Origin of the sequence: Bacillus sp. FSL K6-1218 (genome assembly GCF_038006445.1) — a bacterium.
Taxonomy (GTDB): domain Bacteria; phylum Bacillota; class Bacilli; order Bacillales; family Bacillaceae_G; genus Bacillus_A; species Bacillus_A thuringiensis_S.
The window spans coordinates 4,311,375-4,337,899 of sequence record NZ_JBBOVE010000001.1 but is presented as its reverse complement, the minus strand read 5'-3'; the positions used below and the strand labels follow the sequence as shown (position 1 = coordinate 4,337,899).

Here is a 26,525-nt window from a genome sequence, read left to right as displayed (position 1 = left end):
GTAAGATGAAAAAATAAAGGGATATGTAGCGTAGTTGAAGAAAATATATTATAATAAAAAATTGTGATAAAAACCTATATTTTACGTTTAGACTTTAATTTTTCAGAATAAACTAGGGATAGGATTTACGAAAAAGACATGTAATTACGTTAAATCGACAAAATCTATACAAGAAAACGCACATTATGGAAGGATTCACAGAAGGGATGTAGAATACAGAAATATGCAAAACATCAACAACATATTAGTTGGTATAGATGCATGTCCCGTGAAGACTGAAATTGTGCAAGTTGGAGCGGAATTTCATGTCGGAATTTTGTTTGTCGCATCATATGCTCATCCTTTAAGGAAATAGCAAGGAAATTGGATCTTTGTAGATACTGAACAAAATGGAGTTGATTGTTATATGGATCACCATGAAAAAGCTACAGATCTCAAGATCAAACAGTATATGTGGCTTGCTACTCTTCTTGTAAAAAGGTGTATATGTATTGTTTCTAAGAGGTACATTTGTAACAGATGAGCAAATGTATACAATTTTATATAGCAAGTATGTATATGCGATTTATGCAGATAAAGGACCTATAGGAAAGGTTCAAAATCGTTTATACAATGTAATCGGCAACACTTTCTAACAAGTTTAGAAAAATATTGTCGAATTATAAAGGAATTTTTTAATTTATATCGAATACAAAATACGACACGGAGATGGAGTTATGGGGAACAGAATTCCCGAAGAAGTTGTTGAACAGATTCGGACATCATCCGATATTGTAGAAGTCATTGGTGAATACGTTCAACTTAGAAAACAGGGGCGTAACTATTTCGGCCTTTGTCCATTTCATGGTGAGAATTCTCCTTCATTCTCTGTTTCATCTGATAAGCAAATTTTTCATTGCTTCGGATGTGGAGAAGGTGGAAATGTATTTTCATTTCTAATGAAAATGGAAGGACTGGCTTTTACCGAGGCTGTTCAAAAGCTAGGCGAAAGAAATGGAATTGCGGTTGCAGAGTACACATCAGGGCAAGGACAACAAGAAGACATATCTGATGACACTGTCATCATGCAACAAGCTCATGAATTATTGAAAAAGTATTATCATCATTTATTAGTAAATACGGAAGAGGGAAATGAAGCACTTTCATATTTATTAAACCGTGGTATTACGAAAGAGATGATTGAGAAGTTTGAAATTGGTTATGCATCACCTGCTTGGGATGCAGCGACGAAAATTTTACAAAAAAGAGGTTTATCGCTGTCTAGTATGGAACAAGCTGGCCTTCTAATAAGAAGTGAGAAGGATGGTAGTCATTACGATCGCTTCCGTGGAAGAGTTATGTTCCCGATCTATACGTTACAAGGTAAGGTGATAGCGTTTAGTGGAAGGGCGTTAGGAGATGACACTCCAAAATATTTAAATAGCCCGGAAACGCCAATTTTTCACAAAAGTAAATTGTTGTATAACTTCCACCAAGCAAGACCGTTTATTAGAAAGCGTGGGCAAGTGGTTCTTTTTGAAGGATATGCCGATGTACTAGCTGCGGTAAAAAGTGGCGTGGAAGAAGCCGTTGCGACAATGGGAACGGCTTTAACTGAAGAACAAGCAAAACTTCTGCGACGTAACGTTGAAACTGTTGTTCTTTGCTATGATGGTGATAAAGCAGGGCGAGAAGCGACGATGAAAGCAGGGCAATTATTGCTAAAAGTTGGTTGCCAAGTGAAAGTCACATCCTTGCCAGATAAGCTTGATCCTGATGAATATGTGCAACAATATGGGACTACCGCTTTTGAAAATCTTGTGAAATCAAGTGTGAGTTTTGTTGGTTTTAAAATAAATTATTTGCGTTTAGGGAAAAATTTGCAAGATGAGTCTGGCAAAGAAGAATATGTGAAAAGTGTTTTAAAAGAGTTATCGTTGTTACAAGATGCGATGCAGGCAGAGTCATATTTGAAGTCATTATCGCAAGAATTTTCGTATTCAATGGAAACACTTTTGAATCAATTGCACCAATATCGCAAAGAACAAAAGGTACAGCAAAAACAAATAAAGCAGGTTGCTAAACCGTCTCAAGTCGTTCAAACAAAACCGAAGTTAACAGGTTTTGAAAGAGCGGAAAGAGAAATTATTTACCATATGTTGCAAAGTGCAGAAGTAGCTGTTCGTATGGAATCCCATATAGAAGATTTTCATACAGAAGAACATAAAGGGATTTTATATGAACTATACGCATATTATGAAAAGGGAAATGAACCTTCAGTCGGAACATTTTTAAGTTGGCTCTCTGATGAAAAGTTGAAAAATATTATCACTGATATTTCGACGGATGAATTTATTAATCCAGAATACACAGAAGAAGTGTTGCAAGGCCATTTGGAGACGCTTAGACGGCATCAGGAAAAACTTGAAAAGATGGAGATCATCTTTAAAGTGAAACAAATGGAAAAAACAGATCCTGTAGAGGCTGCTAAATATTATGTAGCATATTTACAAAATCAAAAAGCGAGAAAATAGCTTTTTTGATAAAGTTTTAGTATAATGAATGTTTGTATCTCGCGTAAGGAGGGGAACAGATGGCTGACAAACCAGCTCGTTCTAAACAAATTGAAACTGAAATGACCCTTGAGCAAGTGAAAGAACAACTCACTGAGCTCGGAAAAAAACGTGGCGTTCTTACATATGAAGAGATTGCAGAACGCATGAATGGATTTGAAATTGAATCCGATCAAATGGATGAATACTATGAATATTTAGGTGAACAAGGCATTGACTTAGTTGGTGATAATGACAACGAAGAAGGCCCTAATAATCGCCAAATTACAAAGACAGAAGAAGAGTTTGACCTCAATGATTTAAGTGTACCACCTGGGGTTAAAATCAACGATCCTGTTCGTATGTATTTAAAAGAAATTGGTCGTGTAGACTTACTATCTGCAGAAGAAGAAATTCGACTTGCAACGCGTATTGAAGAAGGCGATGAAGAAGCGAAACGTCGTCTTGCAGAAGCAAACTTACGTCTTGTAGTAAGTATTGCAAAGCGCTACGTAGGCCGTGGTATGCTTTTCTTAGACTTAATTCAAGAAGGTAATATGGGTCTAATTAAAGCTGTTGAAAAGTTCGATTATCGTAAAGGTTTCAAATTTAGTACGTATGCAACTTGGTGGATTCGCCAAGCTATTACACGTGCCATTGCAGACCAAGCGCGAACAATTCGTATTCCAGTTCATATGGTTGAAACGATTAATAAGTTAATTCGTGTACAACGTCAATTATTACAAGATTTAGGTCGCGAACCGTCTCCTGAAGAGATTGGTGAAGAAATGGATCTTGCTCCAGAAAAAGTACGTGAAATCTTAAAAATTGCACAGGAGCCAGTTTCTCTTGAAACACCAATTGGTGAAGAAGATGACTCCCATTTAGGTGACTTTATTGAAGACCAAGAAGCAACATCGCCTGCGGACCATGCAGCCTATGAATTGCTAAAAGAACAATTAGAAGATGTGTTAGATACACTAACAGATCGTGAAGAAAATGTTCTGCGTCTTCGTTTCGGTTTAGATGATGGACGAACTCGTACGCTTGAAGAAGTTGGGAAAGTATTCGGCGTAACGAGAGAGCGTATCCGTCAAATTGAAGCAAAAGCACTTCGCAAATTAAGACATCCAAGTCGTAGTAAGCGTCTTAAGGATTTCTTAGAATAGGTTATTTTTTAAGTTTACTTCACCTTTGTGAAGTAAACTTTTTTATTTTGTTAATTTTTGTTAAAATTTAGCTATCGGCAACGATTACAATTTCTTGTAATTTATTTTACAGAATTGTCTTTTGATTTGCAAATGCTCATTTTTCGATTTTTCGATTAATTTTGTTTATTCTATACAAAAATATATGTAGAAAAGCGAAAAATATGATGAGAAACGTTAATAATTATCGAAATAATAAGCTATATGACAATAAAAAACAATAAACTGAATTTATGGAATATTTTTAACAAGTAGTAGTTTACTCTTTTCTGATAGAGCGTTTTCAAGTACAATGGAAATGACTGAATCATCTAACTATTTAGGGGTATAGAGGGGGGAGAAGAGATATGAAACGTAATCCGCTGATTCCGTTCGCTCTTATTGCAGCATTAGGTATTATCGTTATGTTTGTATTTTCATTTCAGGGGCTAAATAAATCTAAAGAGTTAGCTGATGCAAAAAATGGCGGGAAGCCAGCACAAACAGCATCAAAACCAGAGGATATTGTGAAGCAAAGCTGTACGAGCTGCCACGGTGATCAGTTACAAGGGGCAGTAGGACCTAACTTACAAAAAATTGGTGGGAAACTTTCAAAGGATGAAATTAAAGAAATTCTTTCCAAAGGAAAGGGCAATATGCCTGCCAATATAGTTCCAGCTGATCAAGCCACTAAAGTAGCTGATTGGTTATCGAAGAAAAAATAAAGTTCCGTATGACAAGTCTTTTGCTTATGCAAAGGGCTTGTTTTTCTATATTTTCTAAAATACGATGAATGATAGAGAAGTGAATTGTTGTTATGGGCTTGCAACAACTACTATAAATTCATTATCATGGAGACAGACTGACAAGAGAAGGAGTAATGGAAATACATGAATGAAGTAAAGCTTTCAAAACGATTAGAAGAAGTTGTGCGTGAAATACCAGTAGGATCTACAGTTGCTGATATTGGATCGGATCATGCGTATTTACCGTGTTATACAATTATAAATAATATTGCTACAAAAGCAGTTGCAGGTGAAGTTGTAGATGGACCATTTCGTTCTGCACAAGCAACTGTAGCTGAAAGTGGCTTACAAGATAAAGTAGATGTACGTAAAGGGAATGGATTAGCTGTTATCGCGCCAGGAGAAGTAGATGTTATTACGGTTGCTGGAATGGGCGGAGCGTTAATTCGTGACATTTTAGAAAGTGGTAAAGAAAAATTAGAAGGTGTAACACGTTTAATTTTACAGCCGAATATTGCAGCACATCATATTCGTGAATGGTTTGTTGAAAATGGTTGGGAGCTTATCCATGAAAAAATCGTAAAAGAAGATGGGAAAATTTACGAGATTTTAGTAGGAGAGCGAGGAAATGTCGAAGCACCTTACTCGGAAAATAAACAAGCGGGATTGTTTATGGGGCCATTTCTAATAAAAGAGAAAAATGAAGCTTTTGGTGAGAAATGGGAAGGGGAATTGAAAAACTTCCAAAATATTTTAAAACAGTTAGAACGTGCGGCTAATTCTGAAGAAACAAAAGCGAAACGTGCAGAAGTAGAAGCGAAAATGAAAATGATAGGGGAGATTTTATCATGAGTAAAATTCCAAACGGCCATGAAATTATTTCTTTATTTGAAAGTATGTATCCGAAGCATTTGGCGATGGAAGGAGATAAAATTGGTCTGCAGATTGGAGCGCTTAATAAATCTGTACAACACGTATTGATTGCGTTAGATGTAACGAAGGAAGTTGTGGAGGAAGCGATTCAATTAGGAGCGAATGTCATTATCGCGCATCATCCTTTAATTTTTAATCCGTTAAAAGCGATTCATACAGATAAAGCGTACGGAAGAATTATTGAAACGTGTATTAAAAATGATATTGCCATTTATGCAGCGCATACAAATGTGGATGTTGCCAAGGGCGGGGTAAATGATTTACTTGCTGAGGCGTTGGGGTTGCAAAATACAGAAGTTTTGGCACCGACATATGCAGAAGAAATGAAAAAAGTTGTTGTGTTTGTGCCAGTAACTCATGCAGAAGAAGTACGAAAAGCATTAGGAGACGCAGGTGCTGGTCATATCGGCAATTATAGCCACTGTACGTTTAGTAGCGAGGGTACAGGTACGTTTGTACCTCAAGAGGGGACAAATCCTTATGTAGGGGAAACTGGACAGTTAGAGCGCGTAGAAGAAGTGCGAATCGAAACGATTATTCCAGTTTCACTACAACGAAAAGTGATTAAAGCGATGGTAACGGCACATCCATATGAAGAAGTAGCGTATGATGTGTATCCACTTGATAACAAAGGCGAAACATTAGGGCTTGGGAAAATAGGATACTTAAAAGAAGAAATGACACTTGGACAGTTTGCAGAACATGTAAAGCAATCATTAGATGTAAAGGGTGCACGAGTTGTTGGGAAATTAGATGATAAAGTGCGTAAAGTAGCTGTACTTGGTGGTGATGGTAACAAATACATCAATCAAGCTAAATTTAAAGGAGCGGATGTATATGTAACAGGTGACATGTATTATCATGTTGCTCATGATGCGATGATGCTCGGTTTAAATATAGTTGACCCAGGACATAACGTTGAAAAAGTAATGAAGCAAGGTGTGCAAAAGCAATTACAAGAAAAAGTGGATGCAAAGAAACTCAATGTACACATTCATGCTTCGCAATTACATACAGATCCATTTACATTTGTATAAGAAAAATAAAAACCGTTGCTCATATAGGCAACGGTTTTTATTATTGTTCTTTTTTCACTTTTACACGAGGTAATATTTTTTGTAACGGTACTTTTCGAACTCTCTCCCATGTAGCGGGATTCATTGGGTCATATTGATCTAAGAAAGCGATAACTTCTTTTGTAATTGGAGTTGGAGTAGAAGCACCTGCTGTAACAGCTACGTTTTCTACACCTTGTAGCCACTCTAATTGAATTTCGCTTACATCAGCAACTCGATATGCTTTTGTACCTGCGATTTCTTGTGATACTTGTGCTAAGCGATTTGAATTGTTACTTTTCGGATCACCAACAACAATTGTTAAGTCTGCAACATCAGCTTGTTTAGCGACAGCTTCTTGGCGAACTTGAGTTGCTAAACAAATTTCTTTATGGAATTCTGCTGTTGGGAATTTTTTTTGAATGTCCTCCATTAAATGTTGAACATCCCATTGACTCATCGTTGTTTGATTCGTTACTAAAATTTTATCTGTTGGGATTTCTAATGTTTTTAAATCATCGGCTCTTTCGATAAGGTGAACAATGTCAGGTGCAATACCGACTGCGCCTTCTGGCTCTGGATGATTTTTTTTACCGATATAAATGACATGATACCCTTCCGCTTTCTTAGCTTCGATAAGGTCATGCGTCTTGGTAACATCTGGACAAGTGGCATCGATTGTTGTTAAACCTTTTTCTTTTGCGCGTTGTTTAACTTCTGGAGAAACACCGTGTGCAGTGAAAATAACAGTACCAGAATCAATTTTATCTAAAATTTCTAAGCGACTTGGACCGTCTAATGTGATGATTCCATCTTCTTCAAAAGCGTCTGTAACATGTTTATTGTGAACAATCATACCTAAAATATAAATGGGTCTCGGCAATGATTTATCTAATGCGGCGTTACGTGCAATTACCATTGCATCGACAACACCGTAGCAATAACCACGAGGGGAAATTTTAACAATTTTCATATGAGTAATCCTCTCCTTCTAAACAAGGGATACTTTTGTGCATAGTCTTTTACATTATAAAGGAGGAGTGGATAGAAAACAAAGGATTGTTACACATATAGTTTTGGTTTTGTTGCTGTTTGTTGAACTGGTTCTTTCGGTAACTCTTTTTCTATTACAGGTTCAATCACTATTTTCTTTCGTTTTCGTTTCTTTTTTTGAGGTGTAGGAGGCGGACTTTCTACCTCAACTGGCTCTGTTACATTTTCCGTTTGATTTTCTTCCGTACTTTTTCCAGAGGTGAGGATTTTAACAATGCTTGGTAGACTACGCATAATAGGACCGTACTGTTCGACGACAGGACCTACAGATTGAACGACTTGGGATACTTTTTCGATGTTATTTATCATATTAGTTGGATTCGAAATTAAATTCGAAAAAAAACTGCCGATGCCACTGCTTGCTGTAGCTGTAGTTGCTGCCCCGCCGCGCGTTTCATTTGATTCATACATTTGAGGCGGTATCATTTGCTCAGGATGTTGCTGCATGTATGGTTGATATTGTGGATGTTGCTGAGGATATTGTTGCTGGTATTGCTGTTGATATTGCTGCGGCGGTGGTTGCTGATGCATCATCGGCGGGCCTTCCATTTGTCGGTAAGGCGGAACCATTTGCATAAAAGGCTCGGTTGGATCGTGTTTTTTAAAAAGCTTAGCAAGAAAACCTTTCTTTTTTTGCGCCATTGGTGGTAGTTGTGGAATGGGATATGGTGTATAAGGTTGTTGTCCTTGATTCGGATACATTTGCCTTGTAGGGGATTTCGGAAACATGTGAGAAATCCTCCTTTCTTCAGTTAGGTATATACACATACAATATGCAATAAAAGGGAAGAAGGTTAGTTTTTGAAGTGAAAACCTAAACTAAAGATGGATTTTACTTGTAGATTTCGATATAATGTAGACTTGACTGATTTGTGCGCGCAGTAGAAATTTTAGAAAGAAGGTGTAACTTATGACGCAAAAAACTTTTACACAGTATGATTTTAAACCATTTTTAATAGATGCAGTTCGTGAACTACGCTTTACAGAGCCGACAGGAATTCAGCAGAAAATTTTCCCGGTCGTGAAAAAAGGTGTAAGTGTAATTGGGCAATCCCAAACAGGTTCTGGGAAAACACATGCATACTTACTTCCTACATTAAACAGAATTAATGCAAGCCGTGAAGAAGTACAACTTGTTATTACAGCACCTACTCGTGAGTTAGCACAACAAATTTACGAAGAGATTGTGAAATTAACAAAATTCTGTGCGGAAGATCAAATGATTACAGCGCGTTGTTTAATTGGTGGAACTGATAAACAACGTTCAATTGAAAAATTGAAAAAACAACCTCATATCGTAGTTGGGACACCAGGGCGTATTAAAGACTTAGTTGAAGAACAAGCATTATTTGTTCATAAAGCAAATACGATTATTGTCGATGAAGCAGACTTAATGCTTGATATGGGATTTATTCATGATGTAGATAAAATTGCAGCACGTATGCCTAAAAACTTGCAAATGCTAGTTTTCTCTGCAACAATTCCTCAAAAACTAAAACCGTTTCTGAAGAAATATATGGAGAATCCAGAGCATATTCATATCAATCCAAAACAAGTTGCAGCTGGAAACATTGAACACTATTTAGTGCCTTCTAAACATCGTAATAAAATTGATTTAGTGAATAAAATGCTACTTCAATTTAAACCGTATTTAGCAGTTGTTTTCACGAATACGAAAAAGATGGCAGATCAAGTTGCTGATGGATTAATGGAACGCGGCTTAAAAGTTGGACGAATTCACGGGGATTTATCACCACGTGATCGTAAAAAAATGATGAAACAAATTCGTGACCTTGAATTCCAATATATTGTTGCGACTGATTTAGCAGCACGTGGTATTGATATTGAAGGGATTAGCCATGTTATTAACTATGAGCTACCATCAGATTTAGATTTCTTCGTTCACCGCGTTGGAAGAACAGCACGTGCGGGGCATTCTGGTATTGCAGTGACGATTTATGATCCAGCAAACGAAGAAGCGTTAGATAGCTTAGAAAAACAACGTCATATCGAGTTTAAACATGTAGATTTACGTGGAGATGAGTGGGCGGATTTAGGTGAGCGTCGTCGTCGTAAGAGCCGTAAAAAACCAAATGACGAACTTGATGTTATGGCAACGAAAGTTATTAAAAAACCGAAAAAAGTAAAACCAAACTATAAACGTAAACTTGCAACAGAACGTGACAAAGTGAAGAGAAAATATAGCAATAAAAAAAGATAAGGGGTTTCCCTTATCTTTTTTTAATCCCGCTAATTTAAATGAAGAGTATAGTCTGTTTAAATAGTCAAATAAATTTGTGTAGTGCGTCTTTTGTGAACAAACAATTCACTACATATTTCTACAAATTATGCTATCATTATATCTATTGTATATTGAAGAGGTGATTGTATGTTAAAGATTGGATCTCATGTTTCCATGAGTGGTAAGAAAATGTTATTAGCAGCAAGTGAAGAGGCTGTTTCATATGGTGCAACGACGTTTATGATTTATACAGGTGCACCGCAAAATACACGAAGAAAACCAATTGAAGAATTGAACATAGAAGCAGGAAGAAAACATATGGAGCTGAATGGAATTGAGGAGATTATCGTCCATGCACCGTATATTATTAATGTTGGGAATACGACAAAGCCAGAAACATTCCAATTAGGTGTAGACTTCCTTCGTATGGAAATTGAAAGAACATCGGCATTAGGTGTAGCGAAACAAATTGTTCTTCACCCAGGAGCGCACGTTGGTGCTGGAGCAGATGCTGGTATTCAACAAATTATTAAAGGGCTTAATGAAGTACTAACGCCAGAACAGACGGTTAACATTGCCTTAGAGACGATGGCAGGAAAAGGAACAGAATGTGGTCGTAGCTTTGAAGAAATTGCAAAGATCATTGATGGCGTAAAATATAATGAAAAGCTATCTGTATGCTTTGATACGTGTCATACGCACGATGCAGGATATGATATTGTAAATGACTTTGACGGTGTATTAAACGAATTTGATAAGATCGTTGGTATAGATCGTTTACAAGTACTTCATATTAATGATAGTAAAAATGTATGCGGAGCAGGAAAAGACCGTCATGAAAACATCGGATTTGGTCATATTGGGTATAAAGCGTTGCATCATATTGTACATCATCCACAGTTAATGCATGTACCAAAAATTCTTGAAACACCGTATGTAGGGGAAGATAAAAAAGATAAGAAGCCACCATACAAATTGGAAATCGAAATGCTGAAAAACGGTACTTTTGATGAAGGGCTTCTTGAAAAAATTAAAGCGCAATAAGGAGGGGATTTCCCCTCCTTATTTTAGTAATTGCTGAAATAATGTATTTACTTGTTGGGCAGTGGCAGGAGAGGTTACTTTTGCAATCTGTTTTAAGAGCTCTAGTCGCTCGTTGTTATCGTAAATATTAATATTTTTACCTTTCATAAGTAAAACGATTTGGTCAGCTTGTGCAGTCGTAATAGAAACTTCATATTCTTTGCTATATTTTAATAACTCTTTTGTAGAAATATGATTTAATTTTTTATTAACAATTTGTTTTATGAGGTTCATCTTGTTATCCTCCTTCACGCGTTCTTCTATCGAAATATATGAGCATATAGCTTGTACATATTCGTATGGAGTTTCTTTTTTCATGAGGAAAAGAAGCGTATGTTATAATATAAGGACAAAACTACAGAAAAAGAGTAAAGGGAGGACCTATGGAGCAAAAGCAACATCGAAAAGAAAGTGTTATTCATCTCATTTATCGTTTAGTTATGATTATTTTTGGAGCAGCATGCGCGGCGGTAGCGATTGAACTATTTTTAATGCCAAATAAAATTATTGATGGTGGAATTATTGGTATTTCTCTTATATTAGATTATCTTACTCCTAACATTTGGTGGTTAAGTTTTTCTACTTTAGTCGTTGTTCTCAATATCCCATTTATGTATTCGGGTTATAAGCAAATTGGAAAAACATTTATGTTATCTTCGACATTTGGTATTGTAGCGTTAGCTTTCATTGAGTCAACGTTACATGCGGTGCCACCATTTACAACAGAACCTATTTTAGCGACAGTGTTTGGTGGGCTTATTTTAGGTCTTGGTGTAGGACTTGTAATTCGTCATGGTGGGTCGTTAGATGGAACTGAAATTATGGGGATTTTATTAACGAAGAAATTACCGTTCTCTGTTGGTGAATTCGTAATGTTTGTGAACTTATTTATTTTTGCATGGGCAGCATTTGTGTTTGGTGTGGAACAAGCGATGTATTCTGTTATGACGTACTATATCGCATTTAAAACGATCGATACAGTAATTCAAGGGCTAGATGAAACGAAGGCGGTTTTAATTGTATCTGATCAATATGAGGAAGTATCAAACGCGATTTTGCATCGTCTTGGCCGTGGAACTACAAAGCTGGTAGCAAAAGGTGGTTACACGGATAAAGAAAAAGAAGTTATTTATGCAGTTGTAACGCGTCTAGAAGTGACGAAGTTAAAATCAATTGTGCATGAAATTGATGAAAATGCGTTTGTTACGATTATGAACACGCAAGAGACAAATGGTGGTAAGTTTAAATCGGCTATTCACTAAAAATTTATAGGAATATTTTTCGAAGCAGAGAATTTTTCTCTGCTTTTTGTTATAATAGTAAGGTTTCTTGAAAAAATAGATATATTTTAGGCAGATTGGTTTACAACTATAATAAGCTGTACTATAATTCAAATAGATATAAATCGGAATCATTCTGAATTAAAATAGGTGAGATGCTATGAATAATATATTAGAGATTGAAGGTTTAACATTCCGATACGAAGATCGGAATGTGTTAGAAAATATTAATTTGCAAGTTCCGAAGGGAGCTTTTTTAGGTTTAGTGGGACCGAATGGTTCAGGTAAATCAACTTTACTTAAGTGTTTATTAGGCGTTTTAAAGCCAAAAGAAGGAAGCATTCGCGTGTTTGGCGTTGATAGTAAGAAGTTTAAGGAATGGAACAAAGTTGGTTATGTATCCCAAAAGGCAAATAGTTTCAATTCTGGTTTTCCAGCAACTGTTTCTGAAGTTGTGTCAATGGGACTTGTTTCGAAAAAAGGGCTTTTTCGATTTTTCACAAAAGAAGATAAGAAAAAGGTAGAAAAAGCAATTGCTGATGTAGGGATGAGTGAGTTTCAAGGTCGTAACATTGGAGAGCTTTCTGGTGGACAGCAACAGCGTGTATTTATTGCTCGTGCGCTTGTTAGTGATCCTGAATTGCTTATTTTAGACGAGCCTACTGTTGGAATCGATGTAAAAAATGTGGAAAGTTTTTACGAAATATTAGAGGATTTAAACAAAAGGTTGGGAATCACATTAATTCTTGTTACTCATGATATGGGAGCTGTTACCGAAAAAGTAACACATGTTGCATGCCTAAACCAACATCTACATTTCCATGGAAATGTAGAGAAGTTCCGAGAGTTAGAAGATGCAGAAATGTCCGTCTTATATGGACATCATGTTCATCGTTTAGAACACGAACATGAGCATCACGGGAGGATATAATGATACAAGATTTTTTACAATATGACTTTTTACGTAATTCTTTATACGCAGGTATTTTAATTGGACTTGTTGCACCGCTAATTGGTGTGTTTGTTGTTATTCGTCGTTTATCTCTTATTGCGGATGCATTAAGTCACGTGACGTTATCAGGTATTGCAGCAAGTTTATTACTTGAAAAAACCATTTTTACAGGTGGATTTTTAAACCCCTTATATATGGGGATGATTTTTTCAATTGGTGGAGCGCTACTAATCGAAAAGTTAAGAACTGTATATAAGCACTATCAAGAATTAGCAATTCCGATTATCCTTTCGGCAGGGATGGGAGTTGGAGTTATTTTCATTTCACTTGCAAATGGATTTAACACAGACTTATTTAGTTATTTATTTGGTAGTGTTAGTGCTGTAACAAGTACGGATTTAATTATTATTGGGATTGTAGCAATTGTTGTTGTTGCGACAATTATTTTATTATATAAAGAGCTGTTTCTACTATCATTTGATGAGGAATACGCAGTATCAACTGGTTTAAGAGCGAAATGGATTCACTTTATTTTCATTATATTAGTTGCTCTTGTCATTGCAGTATCAATGCGTGTAGTAGGGGTTCTTCTCGTATCATCATTAATGACGTTGCCAGTTGCAGCGAGTATTCGTATTGCTAAAGGATTTAAACAAACAATTTTCTTTTCCATTTTATTTGGTGAAATTGCAGTTATTGGTGGAATGTTTGCTTCGTATCAACTTGATCTAGCACCAGGTGGTACAATTGTTATGATAGCAGTTCTTATTTTAATCGGTGCGATTTTATGGAAGAAGAAAAAAACTGCATAAAGTAGGGATAGGTATGAATCTAACAGAAGCTTTACGCCTAATGAAAGAAAAAGGATACAAACATACTGGAAAAAGAGAAGAGATGCTCAGATTATTTGCAGCACATAATCGTTATTTAACTGCGAAAGACGTTTTAGAGCATATGAAAGACGACTATCCAGGGCTTAGTTTTGATACGATTTATCGTAACTTAACAGTTTTTGCTGAGATTGGTGTTTTAGAACAAACGGAATTAAATGGTGAAAAACATTTTCGTTTTACTTGTTCTATTATGGAACATCATCATCATTTTATTTGTTTGGATTGTGGGGGGACGAAAGAGATTACTTCCTGTCCAATGGATTTTATGAATAAAGATTTTACTGGTTATGAAGTAACGGGTCATAAGTTTGAAATATATGGCCGTTGTCCAAAATGTGCAAAGTAAAAGCTCGTCGGTTATATAACTGACGAGCTTTTTTACGTAGAAAAGAAGGTTGCTCACAAATATTGTGGCAACCTTCTTTTTATTGTTCTTGTGTCTCTTTTTCTTTTTCTCGTTCAGCAGCCATTTCAGCAGCAATTACGTCGATTTCTTTTTTCAGTTCTTCTACCATTGTTTCTTCTGGTACTTTACGAACGACTTGCCCTTTACGGAATAATAATCCCTCTCCACGTGCACCGGCAATACCGATATCAGCTTCACGAGCTTCACCAGGGCCATTTACAGCGCAACCAAGTACTGCAACTTTAATTGGTACTTGAAGTGTAGAGATGTATTCTTCCACTTCGTTAGCAATGCTAATTAAATCGATTTCAATACGACCACAAGTTGGACAAGAGATAAGTGTTGCTGCGTTAGACGCAAGACCGAATGATTTTAATAGTTCACGAGCAACTTTTACTTCTTCAACTGGATCAGCACTTAATGAAATACGTAGTGTATTTCCGATGCCTTTATTTAAGATTGCTCCAAGACCAGCGGCACTTTTTACAGTTCCGGCAAACAATGTTCCAGACTCTGTAATACCTAAATGTAATGGATAATCAAAAGCACGAGCAGCTTTCTCGTATGCTTCGATTGCTAAGTTAACATCAGAGGCTTTCATAGATACGATAATATCGTGGAAATCTAAGTCCTCTAAAATTTTAATATGATGTAGCGCGCTCTCAACCATACCATCTGCAGTTGGGTACCCGTACTTTTCTAAAATGTGACGCTCTAATGAACCAGCGTTTACACCAATACGGATTGGAATACCGCGTTCTTTTGCTGCATTTACAACAGCTTCTACTTTATGGCGACGACCAATATTACCTGGATTGATACGTACTTTATCGATGCCACCTTCAATTGCTTTTAAAGCAAGGCGATAATCAAAATGAATATCAGCAACAAGTGGAATGTTGATTTGTTTTTTTATATCAGCAATAGCATCTGCTGCGCGTTCATCTGGAACGGCAACGCGGACGACTTGACAGCCGGCTTCTTCTAAACGCTTGATTTCAGCAACTGTTGCTTCAACATCATGTGTTTTTGTTGTTGTCATACTTTGTATAATTAATTCATTATTACCGCCGATTGTTAAATTACCGACTTTAACTGGACGTGTTTTTGTACGATGAGTCATTTCATTCACGAATAGATCGCTCTCCTTATAAAAGAAGTTTCTTATTTAGTCCCTCATATCAATGATAGTATACGTGATATAGGGCTATAGAAACCGAAGTGCTCGGTTTCACTTTTACTATTGTATCAGCGCCTTTATGTAATTGACAAGGATTAAGTGATAGCTTATTGATATAACGGGAATTTATAAGACTTTCCAATTTGTATTTTTGTAGCAGATGTACTTTTGTTTAATAGTTTAAAGTCGTCAATGACTTTTTCTATAGAAGGAATTTTTTTCTTGTTAATTTGTTCTGTAATAGAAAGAACTGTCTCACCAGTTTTTACTTCAATTGTTTTATAAGATACATCCGTTTCTTTTTCTGTTTTGTTCTCTTTATTTTGTTGGTTGTCTGCGTTCTCTTTTTTAATCGTTTGGGCAGCGGTTGTTTTTTTATATGAACTTAACATCGGTAAAGTACCGATTTTTATATCGTAATAAAATACATAACCGAGAACAAGCACGAATAGGAATATACCTAACCTCTTCATATTCTTCACTCCTTTGCTAGGAATATATGCTTGTCCAAAAAAAAAATGCCTATTTAGGCATTTTTTTCGTTCTTATTTTTCTTTCGGTTTTGGAACTTCTTTAATCGTTAAGTACAGAACGATTAAAACAACTGCAATATAAATGAACGTTGCCCCAGGTACGACGATTTTGAATAAATCCATAATCATGAAGAAAATGGTTGGGATTGTGTAGCTGTATGCAGTTAGTGTCCAAACTTGTTTATAGGATAGTTTACGTTGACCGCTCATAGCAGAACCGATGAACGCAAGTAAAGTCACGCCTACAAAAGTGATGAATAATTGGAATAGGTACACTAAGAATCCGATAACGAATAATAAAATTGGATAAATATTATCGAATAAAGAAATAAATTCTTGTAGATCTTTTTTCTCAAGAGATGCACCTAACAAATCGTTATAAGAATACGTTTGTGTTTGACCATTTCCCATAGAGACTACTTTATCTTTTAAAACAAATAAACCTGTTTTATTTTGATATTTTTCTAGGTCTGTTGAATTTGGATCAAATACGAAAAGTGCATTTCCGTCTTCTTTTTCAATAGGTTGATCAATATCGGCTTTTAGTTCGCCATTTTCAATCTTAAAGTCAGGTAAATCTTTATCGATGACTTGATTTACCATGCCTACACCATCTTGGATAAAACTACCGTACAAAAAAGTTCTTGGAATAGTAGTAATTAAGCAAAGTAGCATAATATACAAAATGGTTTTACCGATTTTTTGAAAACGGAATAGCGCCATATCTTTAGGCGAGTATATGCTTTTTACGAATTGGGTAAATATGGACATAGATTCACTTCCTTTATGTATGTATAAAATCATTGTAACGTAGGAATCTAGAGAATCTCAAGATATATTATATTTACATATAGTGGAGATAACTAAATTTCTTTTTATTAACTTTCTTCTTTTAAATAAGAAAAATACAATTGACACTTTTCTTTTCTATATGGTAAATTTATCTTACCTTTCTTAAAGGGCATATCCGATAGGAATTCCTTTATTTGATATGTTGTTACATACATAATTGTGGACCCTTAGCTCAGCTGGTTAGAGCAGACGGCTCATAACCGTCCGGTCGTAGGTTCGAGTCCTACAGGGTCCATATCCATTTCGCATGTTTATTATGTTAGCAGGAAGCTTCCTTGTAGAAGGAAGCTTTTTTTACGGAATATATGAGCATTTTAATTGAAAAGAAGTGGGAATTTTGCTACTTTAATGATAGCAAGACAATGTGATTTATTTGTTTGCACCCTATGGCAATTAGGGTAGAATGAAGTTGTATGTCACTTAAGTGGCAATACATAAACTGGGAGGAATATAACAATGGCAAAACACGAATTACCAAATTTACCTTATGCGTATGATGCTTTAGAGCCTCACTTTGACAAAGAAACAATGAACATCCATCATACAAAACATCACAACACGTACATTACAAACTTAAACGCTGCTTTAGAAGGTCATGCAGAATTAGCTGACAAAAGCGTAGAAGAATTAGTTGCAAACTTAAACGAAGTACCAGAAGCGATCCGTACAGCAGTACGTAACAATGGTGGCGGACATGCTAACCATACATTCTTCTGGACAATCCTATCTCCAAACGGCGGAGGACAACCTGTAGGTGAACTTGCAACTGCAATTGAAGCGAAATTCGGTAGCTTCGATGCATTCAAAGAAGAATTCGCAAAAGCTGGCGCAACTCGCTTCGGTTCTGGTTGGGCTTGGTTAGTAGTAAACAATGGTGAGTTAGAAGTAACAAGCACTCCAAACCAAGATTCTCCTTTAACTGAAGGCAAAACTCCAGTTATCGGTTTAGATGTTTGGGAGCACGCTTACTACTTAAACTACCAAAACCGTCGTCCAGACTACATCGGCGCATTTTGGAACGTTGTAGATTGGAACGCTGCTGAAAAACGTTACCAAGAAGCAAAATAATCGTAATAAATATAGAAAAAGCTAGGGGAGAGCCCCTAGCTTTTTTCTATGCTTTCCTTTTACATAATTGGGCTTGTCTTTGGAAGACTAGAACATGAAGTAAAGGAGAGTTGTGTATGAAGTGGAAACATATAATTGGTGACGTTGAAGTGAATCGGGATTTAGTGTTATTGCTCCTTATAGGAGGTTTATACACGCTCGCAATTTCTTTATCGAATACGTTTGTAAATATTTATTTATGGAAGCAAACACAAAATTATGTGAATCTTGGCTTGTATAATTTGGCCAGCGTTGTATTACAGCCTCTCACATTTCTTGTAGGGGGGAAATTAGCGAAACGTATCGATCGCTCGATTTTATTACGAATAGGAGTAGGAACGCTCGCAATTTTTTTTATCGTTGTTTTAGTGGCTGGAAAAAGTGCTTCCCAGTATATTTTATTAATGGGGGCTCTTTTAGGAGTAGGATACGGTTTTTACTGGTTGGCTTTTAACTTATTGACATTTGAAATTACAGAACCAGAAACAAGAGATTTCTTTAATGGATTTCTTGGACTTCTTACATCTTTCTCTGGGATGATTGGACCAATAGCAGCAGGATACACAATTTCACGCATGGAGAAATGGAGTGGTTATACTGTTATATTCTTTCTTTCATTAGTTTTATTTGCAATTGCTGTCGTCTTAAGTTTCTTTTTATCTAAAAGAGAATGTGAAGGGCGTTATGAAATTGTGCAAGTATTGAAAGAACGAAGAGTTGATAAAAATTGGGGGAAGATTACACGAGCTCATTTTTTCCAAGGATTGAGAGAAGGAACGTTTATTTTTGTCATTTCAGTATATGTTTATTTAGCAACTAATAGTGAGTTCGCATTAGGGAAATATAGTTTAGTGAACTCTGCTGTATCCTTTGTATGTTATTACTTGGTCGCTCGCATGTTAAAGAAAGAGTGGCGGAAAAAAGCAATTTTACTTGGGGGCATTATTTTATATGCTGTCGTCTTTTTAGTTATTTTCAATGTTACATACACGAAATTACTTATTTATGCGGCATGTATTGCCGTTGCATATCCTATTTTACTTGTTCCATATGGGTCAATGACATATGACGTAATTGGTAGAGCTAAAAATGCGAGAGAATGGCGTGTGGAATATGTCGTTGTCCGGGAGTTATGGTTAAATGCCGGAAGAATCTGTTCCATTTTAAGTTTTTTATGTGCTGTACTATTCTTTCCACCTGGAAAAAGTTTACCTTACTTATTATGTATTTTAGGTGCTGGACATTTTCTTATTTATTTTGCAGTTAAAAATGTCAAATATGATGGGGGAAATGCGGATAAAACAAGTGTTGTAACACAAGGAACTACGCAGAATCAAACTGAACCAGAAGGTTAACTTCTCGTTTGTTTTATGCTAGAATAGAAAAAGATGTAAAACAGCAGTGAGGACACCTGTATGAAGGTGTCCCTTTCACATTACATAGCTGTTGGTAGAGGGGGTTTGTATGAGCAAGAAGCAGAAGCAAAATAAGAAAAAGACCCACGTTCCTTTTCGGTTAAACGTGCTGTTTTTCTGCGTGTTTTTAATGTTCTCCGCGGTTATTGTAAGGCTCGGATATGTACAAATTGTTCGCGGTGAAGAATATAAGAATGAAGTGGAGAAGAAAGAAAACTCAACGATAAGTAATCCTGTACCGCGTGGGAAAATATTTGACCGTTATGGGCGACCTGTAGTAGATAATGCAGCCATTCGTACTATTACATTTACAAAAATGAAAGGATCAACGGCAGAGGATCGCTTAGAAACAGCGAAAAAGCTAGCAGATTTGATTGAAGTACCGACAGATAAATTAACAGATCGCGATAAAAAAGATTATTGGCTTGCTATGCATAAAGAGGAAGCTAAAGAAAAAATTACGAATAAAGATCGTCAAGAGTTTAAAGATAAAAAAATTGATGATAAAGAATTAGACGAGCGTCAGCGAAGTCGTGTAACAGAAGAAGAGATTAATCAATTATCCGCAAAAGATCTAGAAATATTAGCGATTAAAAGTAAGATGGACGGCGGATATGCAATGACACCTCAAGTTATTAAAAAGGATGCTACAGAAAAGGAATATTCGATTATTAGTGAAAACCTAGCAGCATTACCAGGTGTAGATACGAATGTTGATTGGGATCGAAAATATACGTACGATGATTTATTCCGAAGTGTACTTGGTGGGGTGTCGACATCTGATGAAGGCTTACCGAGAGAAAGACTAGATTACTATCTTGTTCGTGATTATAATCGAAATGACCGAGTAGGAAAAAGTTATCTTGAACAACAGTATGAAGATAGCCTGCACGGTACGAAAGCAGAAGTTAGAAATGTTACAGATAAAAACGGTAATATTTTAGAAACGATTAATGTATCAAAAGGACAAAGTGGTAATGACTTGAACTTAACAATTGATATGGAATTACAAAAGCGTGTGGAAGATATTCTTGCGAAGAATTTAATGAGATTTAAAGGAAGCGAACCTCTTTTAGATCGCGCATTCGTTGTAATGATGAATCCAAAAAATGGTGAAGTTTTATCTATGGCGGGGAAACAATTAGTTAACGAAGATGGTCAAACGAAAGTAAATGACTTTGCATTAGGTACCATGACAAGTTCTTATCCGATGGGGTCAACTGTAAAAGGTGCAACAGTACTTACAGGATATCAAACTGGTGCGATTCAACCAGGATCGGTGCAATTGGATGAACCAATTAAATTAAAAGGTACACCTACGAAATCGTCTTGGAAAACGATGGGATACATTAATGACCTTACAGCTTTAAAAATGTCTTCTAACGTTTATATGTTTAAAACAGCGATGAATATCGCCGATGTTCCATATGTGAGAGGTGGTACGTTAGATATACCTCAAAAAGCATTTGATACGATGCGTTATTATTTCGGACAGTTTGGACTTGGTGTAAAAACAGGAATTGATTTACCGAATGAATCTGCTGGTCAGATGGGTAGAAGTAGTCAACCAGGTTTCTTACTAGATTTATCAATTGGACAGTATGATACGTATACACCGCTTCAATTAGCGCAATATATTTCGACGATTGCCAATGGCGGATATCGTATGCAACCACAAGTTGTAAAAGAAATTCGTCAACCGGCAGTGAAACCAGATGAAGTTGGGAAAGTTGTTCAATCTATGGAACCGAAAGTATTAAATCGTGTTGATATGCCAGAATCGCAAATTAAACGTGTTCAAGAAGGATTTAGACAAGTGTATAATGATTCAGGTGGTACAGCTACAAAATACTTTACAGGTGCAAAATATAAAGCGGCAGGGAAGACAGGTACCGCGCAAACTGTGTATGGCGGAGATAAAGAGATTGGTAGAAAGGCAAACGGTGAACGTGTGGAAACATATAACTTAACATTAGTAGGTTATGCGCCACTTGAAGATCCAGAAGTAGCATTCTCTGTTGTCGTTCCATGGGTACATGATGATAAGACTGGTATTAATGGATATATTGGTCGTGAAATTATGGACGCTTACTTTGATTTGAAAAACAAAGAAGTAAATGGTGAAACTCCAAAAGATGACAAAGACAATAAAAATAAAGATCAAGATGATGAATAAAAAATTTGTAAAAAAGCACACTATCTGAAAAGATAGTGTGCTTTTTTTTATGGTTTATGCATATCGTGTAATAAATGTGGACAAGTATACAACACTGAAAAACACGCGGCCGTATAAATGATACTTGTATATGATGAGATAGGGGATAACTGTTTTATAGGGAAATCATCAGAGAAGATGAATAGCTACTACTGATTAAAATTGTATCGTATGTTGATCTTTGTGGAACTTTACAAAACTTTTACAAACAATTAAAACCGAATTAATAGTTTAGCAGTATTCTTATATCTGTAATCCTGTTATTTCTGGTTACTTCTAGGAGGAAGAACACGTGAAATGGATGCGTACACCGATTAAAATTTTCGTACTATCAATATGGTTCCTCTGTTTTGAAATGTCTACTGCATTTGCTTTAAATGATACGGGAGAAGTGAGAGTTGATGGATCCTCAACGGTTTTTCCTATTATAGAAGCAGTAGCGGAGGAATATACAAAGGTGCATCCAGACGTGAAAATTTCCATCAGTATTTCTGGAACTGGGGGAGGATTTAATCGTTTCAGTAAAGGAGAAGTAGATATAAATAATGCTTCGAGAGTAATGAAACAAGTCGAGAAAAATGAAATGAAGAAAAACTCTATTCAATTCACACCTTTTGAGGTTGCTAACGATGGTCTTACAATTGTTGTGAATTGGCACAATACATGGGTAGACGATATGTCAGTAGACGAGTTACGTCTACTGTGGAGTGAAGATGGAAGAGAGAAGCGATGGTCACAAATTCATTCAACATGGCCACGTGAACAAGTGAAGTTTTATGCACCAGGCGTAGACTCTGGTACGTATGATTATTTTCAAAATGTCATCTTACAAAATCATCGCATTGTAAAAAAAGTCTCTTTGTCTGAAGACGATCAAGTTATTATGCAAGGGGTAATGAATGATAAACATGCCATTGCTTTTGTAGGATATGCTTATTATATGGCTAATCGAGATAAGGTGAAAGCAATAAAAGTAAATGGTGTATTTCCGACGAAAGAGACCATTCAATCAGGTAAATATAAGCCGTTATCTAGGCCGCTACTTACTTATGTGAATAATGCATCTATCCGAAATAAAATGAATGTAGCAAACTATGTTGAGTTTATGATTCAGCATGTTGGTAACCTCGCTGAAGAGGTCGGTTATGTAAAATTGCGAAAAGAAAAATACAATGAACAGCTGCGTATGTTAACAGAAATAAAAAGGTAATGTCAGGGTGGAAAGGGGTTTTCATCTTTGGCTCATAATGACAAAAGTCAAATTACATTTTCTGTACAACATTTGATTGAAAGAAATAAAAAGCAAAGAAAAAAAACGCAGCGAATCAATCGAATAGTACCTTTATTACTAAAAATAATTGCTAGCGTTTCTATTGTGACGACACTTGGAATTGTTTTTACGCTCTCTAATGAAACAATCATGTTTTTTCAAAAAATATCATTATACTCCTTTTTGACGGAGAAAGAATGGTTACCATTTTTTGAAGATCCTAAATTCGGTATATTACCACTTATATGTGGAACGTTCCTTGTAACAGCGATTGCTATGTTTGTGGCAATTCCTATCGGTTTAGCGTGTGCTGTATTTTTAAGCGAATATGCTTCAAATAGTGCACGGAAAATATTAAAGCCGATGTTAGAGCTATTAGCAGGTATCCCGACAATTGTATATGGTTTTTTTGCATTAACAATTGTTACGCCGCTTTTACAAAGGATTATACCAGATTTACAGTTTTTTAATGCGATTAGTCCAGGAATCGTTATCGGATTTATGATGATGCCTACAGTTGCATCTCTATCTGAAGACGCGATGAGATCTGTGGCGAAAGGGACGAAAGAAGCTTCATTAGCACTCGGAGCGACGCGGTTTGAAATGGTAAAACAAGTGGTGTTTCCGTCCGCTTTTACAGGGATTATGGCAGCAATTATATTAGCGGCTTCTCGTGCAATTGGTGAAACGATGATCGTTGTAATTGCAGCAGGATCCACACCAAATGTATCGCTTGATCCGACACATTCTATTCAAACGTTAACAGCCTATATTGTGCAAGTAAGTTTAGGTGATGCTCCGCATGGAACGGTTACGTATTACAGCATGTATGCTGTAGGTGCAACTTTATTTATGTTTACTTTTATTATGAACATCATTTCGCAGTCTATTATGCGCCGTTTTAGGAGGATGACATAATATGCGAATGTTGAATCATAATAAAATACAAAAAAACATGGCATCACGCTTTTTAAAAGATCGAATTTACAAATTGTTATTTTATATATCAATTTTATTTTCAATCGTAATTTTGTCTGTGTTACTGTTTCAAATTGTTGAAAAAGGTATAAGTTATCTTTCAATAGATTTCTTTACAAATTTCGCTTCACGTAATCCGAAAGAAGCTGGTATTGCTGCAGCTTTGTCAGGGACAATATTATTTATGAGTATTGTTATACCTGTTTCTTTTATATTTGGAGTTGGAACAGCTCTTTATTTAGAGCAATATGCGAAGGAATCTCTATTTAAAAAAATAGTAGAGATTAATAATCAAACGTTAGCAGGAGTACCATCCGTTGTATTTGGATTGCTTGGTTTAACTATTTTTGTATACGCTCTTCATTTAGGAGAGAGTATAGTTGCAGCAGCACTGACGATGAGTTTACTCGTCTTACCGACAGTTGTTGTGGCGAGTCAAGAAGCAATCCGATCAGTACCAAGTGTATTATTAGAGGGTTCTTACGGATTAGGTGCTACGAAGTGGCAAACGATGTATCAAATTGTATTGCCATATGCTTTTCCAGGGATTATAACGGGCTGTACGTTAGCGATATCAAGAGCAATTGGAGAAGCAGCACCACTATTAGTGATCGGGGCACTTGCGTTTGCAAATTATGTTCCATTTAGTATGTTTGATAGATTTACAGTTTTACCAATCCAAATTTTTAATTGGATGAGTAGGCCACAAGAAGAATTTCAGTATGTAGCAGCAGCTGGGATGATTGTTTTGTTAGGTTTGTTGCTATTTATCAATATATTTGTTTTATGGTTACGAAATCGAAAATAAGTTGGAAGTGGATGAAAGGGGAATTCAAATGGTAGCAACAGTAGTAAATGTACAGGTGAAAAACGAAGAGAAGATCGAGACTGCGCCAAAGAAAGTAGTATTTGATACGAAAAACTTAAATTTATGGTACGGGGAAGACCATGCTTTAAAAGATATTAATTTAAGTATTCATGAGAATGAAGTTACAGCCATTATCGGTCCAAGTGGCTGTGGTAAATCAACGTACTTAAAAACGTTAAATCGCATGGTAGAGTTAGTACCGATCGTTCGAACTACAGGTGTAATTGAATATAGAGAACGCAATATATTTGATAAATCATATCCAGTTGAAGAATTAAGAACACATGTAGGAATGGTGTTCCAAAAGCCAAATCCATTTCCAAAATCTATTTATGAGAATGTAGCATACGGTCCAAAAATCCATGGTATTCGTGACAAAAAGACATTAGATGAAATTGTTGAAAAAAGTTTACGTGGAGCAGCGATTTGGGATGAATTAAAAGATCGTTTGCACGATAATGCATACGGTTTATCTGGTGGACAGCAACAGCGTCTATGCATCGCACGCTGCTTAGCTATTGAGCCAGACGTTATTTTAATGGATGAGCCAACATCGGCATTAGATCCAATTTCAACATTAAAAGTAGAAGAATTAATTCAAGAGTTAAAGAAAGACTTTAGTATTGTTATCGTAACGCATAATATGCAACAAGCAGCGCGTATTTCAGACAAAACTGCTTTCTTCTTAAGCGGGGAAGTTGTGGAGTATACAGATACAAACAAATTATTTACGACTCCTTCAGATAAGCGTACAGAAGATTATATTACAGGTCGCTTTGGCTGATATCGTCGCAAAGCTAAGAGAAAATGCCCTCTTAACAGAGGGCATTTCTTATTTTTATCTCACTTTAATAGGGAAGTAATACTTCCCTTATCTTAAGTTTTATTACAAGCGTAAGAGGCTATGTAGGAGATTTATCCCGCTATTTGCGGGCAGTAAGCCCGGATTTCAAAATTCAACAAAAGCAAAGAAGTTAGATGGCGGGCCGCCTGTAAAAGCCCGATTGATGAGGGTTGATTAAAGTTTCACTTTATATATAATGGCACATAATATTGAGGGGGAAGAAAAAATGGTAAGAGAACAGTTTCAAGGTGATTTAAAAGTGTTACAGCAAAAGGTAATCGAGCTTGGAGAATTAGCAAATGCGGCTTTATTGATTGCTATGGAAGGTCTGCATACAAGGGATGTAGAGAAAGCGTTAGAGGTCATTGATGGTGATTACCGCATGGATAATTTAGAAGAGGAAATAAACGATCTTGCACTTATGCTTATTACGAAGCAGCAACCTGTAGCAAGTGACTTAAGAAGGATCTTTATTTCAATTAAAACAGCGACAGATTTAGAGCGTATTGCAGATCATGCTGTTAATATTGCAAAGGCTACAATTCGTCTTGGGGAAAAAGAAGTGGCTGTTAGTTTGCACAACCTGGATGAAATGTTTGCGATTGCAAATGAGATGTTGCATTTAGCGTTAGAAGCATATGAACAAGAAAATTTAACTTTTGCGAAACAAATCGCTGAAATGGATGATTCTGTTGATGAAATATATGGAAAATCAATTCGTGAGTTTATATCTTCAGTTCCGGAACAACCAGAAGCAATTACGCAAATTACACAATTATCATTTGTGGCGAGATATATTGAGCGTGTAGCAGATCATATTACAAATATTGCTGAAAATGTCTTTTATTTAGTAAAAGGAAAGCATTATTTATTGAATGAGTAGGAATCAAAGCAGGTGATAA

26 protein-coding genes and 1 tRNA gene are annotated in these 26,525 nt (G+C 36.1%); 21 read left to right on the top strand and 6 right to left on the bottom strand.

What is annotated here, in order from left to right; translation table 11 throughout:
- Positions 1-491 precede the first annotated feature (491 nt).
- The 6 genes from MHI26_RS22120 (at position 492) to MHI26_RS22095 (ending at position 6,434) form a co-directional block, all read left to right on the top strand.
- Positions 492-635 carry a hypothetical protein gene (locus MHI26_RS22120; protein ID WP_000479748.1) on the top strand — a complete coding sequence of 48 codons (144 nt, stop codon included), beginning with the start codon at positions 492-494 and terminating at the stop codon, positions 633-635.
- 81 nt (positions 636-716) lie between these two features.
- The gene (dnaG, locus tag MHI26_RS22115; RefSeq protein ID WP_000528221.1) at positions 717-2,513 is read left to right on the top strand and encodes a DNA primase; all 1,797 of its coding nucleotides are present in this window, start codon (positions 717-719) and stop codon (positions 2,511-2,513) included.
- Positions 2,514-2,572: 59 nt separating this feature from the next.
- On the top strand, positions 2,573-3,700 hold the full coding sequence (gene rpoD, locus MHI26_RS22110; RefSeq protein ID WP_000764066.1) for an RNA polymerase sigma factor RpoD: 1,128 nt from the start codon (positions 2,573-2,575) through the stop codon (positions 3,698-3,700).
- A gap of 386 nt (positions 3,701-4,086) precedes the next feature.
- Complete coding sequence (gene cccA / locus MHI26_RS22105) at positions 4,087-4,443, top strand: cytochrome c550 (protein ID WP_000828142.1); 357 nt, start codon at positions 4,087-4,089, stop codon at positions 4,441-4,443.
- A gap of 165 nt (positions 4,444-4,608) precedes the next feature.
- Complete coding sequence (locus MHI26_RS22100; RefSeq protein ID WP_001006546.1) at positions 4,609-5,316, top strand: tRNA (adenine(22)-N(1))-methyltransferase; 708 nt, start codon at positions 4,609-4,611, stop codon at positions 5,314-5,316.
- Positions 5,313-6,434 (top strand): Nif3-like dinuclear metal center hexameric protein, encoded by a 1,122-nt coding sequence (locus tag MHI26_RS22095; protein WP_000036249.1) that lies wholly within the window; start codon positions 5,313-5,315, stop codon positions 6,432-6,434. Before MHI26_RS22100 ends, MHI26_RS22095 begins: the two co-directional genes overlap by 4 nt.
- Before the next feature lie 40 nt (positions 6,435-6,474).
- On the opposite strand, the gene MHI26_RS22090 is transcribed toward MHI26_RS22095, so the two are convergent.
- Together MHI26_RS22090 and MHI26_RS22085 are read right to left on the bottom strand one after the other, a co-directional pair.
- Entirely contained in the window at positions 6,475-7,425 is a 951-nt protein-coding gene (locus tag MHI26_RS22090) for a 4-hydroxy-3-methylbut-2-enyl diphosphate reductase (RefSeq protein ID WP_000706658.1), read from the bottom strand.
- Between the two features lie 89 nt (positions 7,426-7,514).
- Positions 7,515-8,234 (bottom strand): YqfQ family protein, encoded by a 720-nt coding sequence (locus MHI26_RS22085; RefSeq protein ID WP_061666287.1) that lies wholly within the window; start codon positions 8,232-8,234, stop codon positions 7,515-7,517.
- Between the two features lie 181 nt (positions 8,235-8,415).
- On the opposite strand from MHI26_RS22085, the gene MHI26_RS22080 reads away from it, so the two are divergent.
- Both MHI26_RS22080 and MHI26_RS22075 read left to right on the top strand, forming a co-directional pair.
- Complete coding sequence (locus MHI26_RS22080; protein WP_000192443.1) at positions 8,416-9,726, top strand: DEAD/DEAH box helicase; 1,311 nt, start codon at positions 8,416-8,418, stop codon at positions 9,724-9,726.
- Positions 9,727-9,894: 168 nt separating this feature from the next.
- On the top strand, positions 9,895-10,791 hold the full coding sequence (locus MHI26_RS22075) for a deoxyribonuclease IV (RefSeq protein ID WP_000912457.1): 897 nt from the start codon (positions 9,895-9,897) through the stop codon (positions 10,789-10,791).
- 18 nt (positions 10,792-10,809) lie between these two features.
- Here the strand turns inward: MHI26_RS22075 and MHI26_RS22070 are convergent, their stop codons facing one another.
- On the bottom strand, positions 10,810-11,064 hold the full coding sequence (locus tag MHI26_RS22070; RefSeq protein ID WP_001048958.1) for a DUF2624 domain-containing protein: 255 nt from the start codon (positions 11,062-11,064) through the stop codon (positions 10,810-10,812).
- A gap of 149 nt (positions 11,065-11,213) precedes the next feature.
- Between MHI26_RS22070 and MHI26_RS22065 the strand changes: the two genes are divergently transcribed.
- The 4 genes from MHI26_RS22065 to MHI26_RS22050 all read left to right on the top strand — a co-directional run bounded on the left by MHI26_RS22065 (position 11,214) and on the right by MHI26_RS22050 (position 14,301).
- Positions 11,214-12,092 (top strand): YitT family protein, encoded by an 879-nt coding sequence (locus MHI26_RS22065; RefSeq protein ID WP_000435962.1) that lies wholly within the window; start codon positions 11,214-11,216, stop codon positions 12,090-12,092.
- A 178-nt stretch (positions 12,093-12,270) separates the two neighbouring features.
- A complete protein-coding gene (locus tag MHI26_RS22060) occupies positions 12,271-13,041 on the top strand; it encodes a metal ABC transporter ATP-binding protein (RefSeq protein ID WP_001059662.1) in 771 nt (256 codons plus the stop codon).
- Positions 13,041-13,874 (top strand): metal ABC transporter permease, encoded by an 834-nt coding sequence (locus tag MHI26_RS22055; protein ID WP_000613815.1) that lies wholly within the window; start codon positions 13,041-13,043, stop codon positions 13,872-13,874. Before MHI26_RS22060 ends, MHI26_RS22055 begins: the two co-directional genes overlap by 1 nt.
- 13 nt (positions 13,875-13,887) lie before the next feature.
- Positions 13,888-14,301, top strand: a complete 414-nt coding sequence (locus MHI26_RS22050; RefSeq protein WP_001054516.1) for a Fur family transcriptional regulator — start codon at positions 13,888-13,890, stop codon at positions 14,299-14,301.
- 79 nt (positions 14,302-14,380) lie between these two features.
- On the opposite strand, the gene ispG is transcribed toward MHI26_RS22050, so the two are convergent.
- The 3 genes from ispG to yqgB all read right to left on the bottom strand — a co-directional run bounded on the left by ispG (position 14,381) and on the right by yqgB (position 16,845).
- Complete coding sequence (gene ispG / locus MHI26_RS22045; protein WP_153577907.1) at positions 14,381-15,484, bottom strand: flavodoxin-dependent (E)-4-hydroxy-3-methylbut-2-enyl-diphosphate synthase; 1,104 nt, start codon at positions 15,482-15,484, stop codon at positions 14,381-14,383.
- Positions 15,485-15,648: 164 nt separating this feature from the next.
- A complete protein-coding gene (gene yqfZ / locus MHI26_RS22040; RefSeq protein ID WP_000825420.1) occupies positions 15,649-16,014 on the bottom strand; it encodes a protein YqfZ in 366 nt (121 codons plus the stop codon).
- Between the two features lie 72 nt (positions 16,015-16,086).
- Positions 16,087-16,845: a protein YqgB gene (yqgB, locus tag MHI26_RS22035; protein WP_000021892.1), complete on the bottom strand. Its 759-nt coding sequence runs from the start codon at positions 16,843-16,845 to the stop codon at positions 16,087-16,089.
- Positions 16,846-17,087: 242 nt separating this feature from the next.
- On the opposite strand from yqgB, the gene MHI26_RS22030 reads away from it, so the two are divergent.
- The 9 genes from MHI26_RS22030 to phoU all read left to right on the top strand — a co-directional run bounded on the left by MHI26_RS22030 (position 17,088) and on the right by phoU (position 26,506).
- Positions 17,088-17,161 (top strand) — tRNA-Ile (locus MHI26_RS22030).
- Between the two features lie 221 nt (positions 17,162-17,382).
- The gene (gene sodA, locus MHI26_RS22025) at positions 17,383-17,994 is read left to right on the top strand and encodes a superoxide dismutase [Mn] (protein WP_001052031.1); all 612 of its coding nucleotides are present in this window, start codon (positions 17,383-17,385) and stop codon (positions 17,992-17,994) included.
- Between the two features lie 116 nt (positions 17,995-18,110).
- The gene (locus MHI26_RS22020; RefSeq protein WP_000871389.1) at positions 18,111-19,388 is read left to right on the top strand and encodes an MFS transporter; all 1,278 of its coding nucleotides are present in this window, start codon (positions 18,111-18,113) and stop codon (positions 19,386-19,388) included.
- 109 nt (positions 19,389-19,497) lie between these two features.
- On the top strand, positions 19,498-21,624 hold the full coding sequence (locus MHI26_RS22015; protein WP_000038979.1) for a peptidoglycan D,D-transpeptidase FtsI family protein: 2,127 nt from the start codon (positions 19,498-19,500) through the stop codon (positions 21,622-21,624).
- A gap of 331 nt (positions 21,625-21,955) precedes the next feature.
- Positions 21,956-22,873 carry a PstS family phosphate ABC transporter substrate-binding protein gene (locus MHI26_RS22010; RefSeq protein ID WP_000871824.1) on the top strand — a complete coding sequence of 306 codons (918 nt, stop codon included), beginning with the start codon at positions 21,956-21,958 and terminating at the stop codon, positions 22,871-22,873.
- A gap of 27 nt (positions 22,874-22,900) precedes the next feature.
- Entirely contained in the window at positions 22,901-23,851 is a 951-nt protein-coding gene (pstC, locus tag MHI26_RS22005; RefSeq protein ID WP_000940894.1) for a phosphate ABC transporter permease subunit PstC, read from the top strand.
- Position 23,852: 1 nt separating this feature from the next.
- Positions 23,853-24,719, top strand: coding sequence for a phosphate ABC transporter permease PstA (pstA, locus tag MHI26_RS22000; RefSeq protein WP_001242570.1), 867 nt, complete (start codon positions 23,853-23,855; stop codon positions 24,717-24,719).
- 28 nt (positions 24,720-24,747) lie between these two features.
- Positions 24,748-25,563: a phosphate ABC transporter ATP-binding protein gene (pstB, locus tag MHI26_RS21995; protein ID WP_000226681.1), complete on the top strand. Its 816-nt coding sequence runs from the start codon at positions 24,748-24,750 to the stop codon at positions 25,561-25,563.
- 286 nt (positions 25,564-25,849) lie between these two features.
- Complete coding sequence (gene phoU / locus MHI26_RS21990; RefSeq protein ID WP_000251245.1) at positions 25,850-26,506, top strand: phosphate signaling complex protein PhoU; 657 nt, start codon at positions 25,850-25,852, stop codon at positions 26,504-26,506.
- The last annotated feature ends 19 nt before the right edge of the window (positions 26,507-26,525 follow it).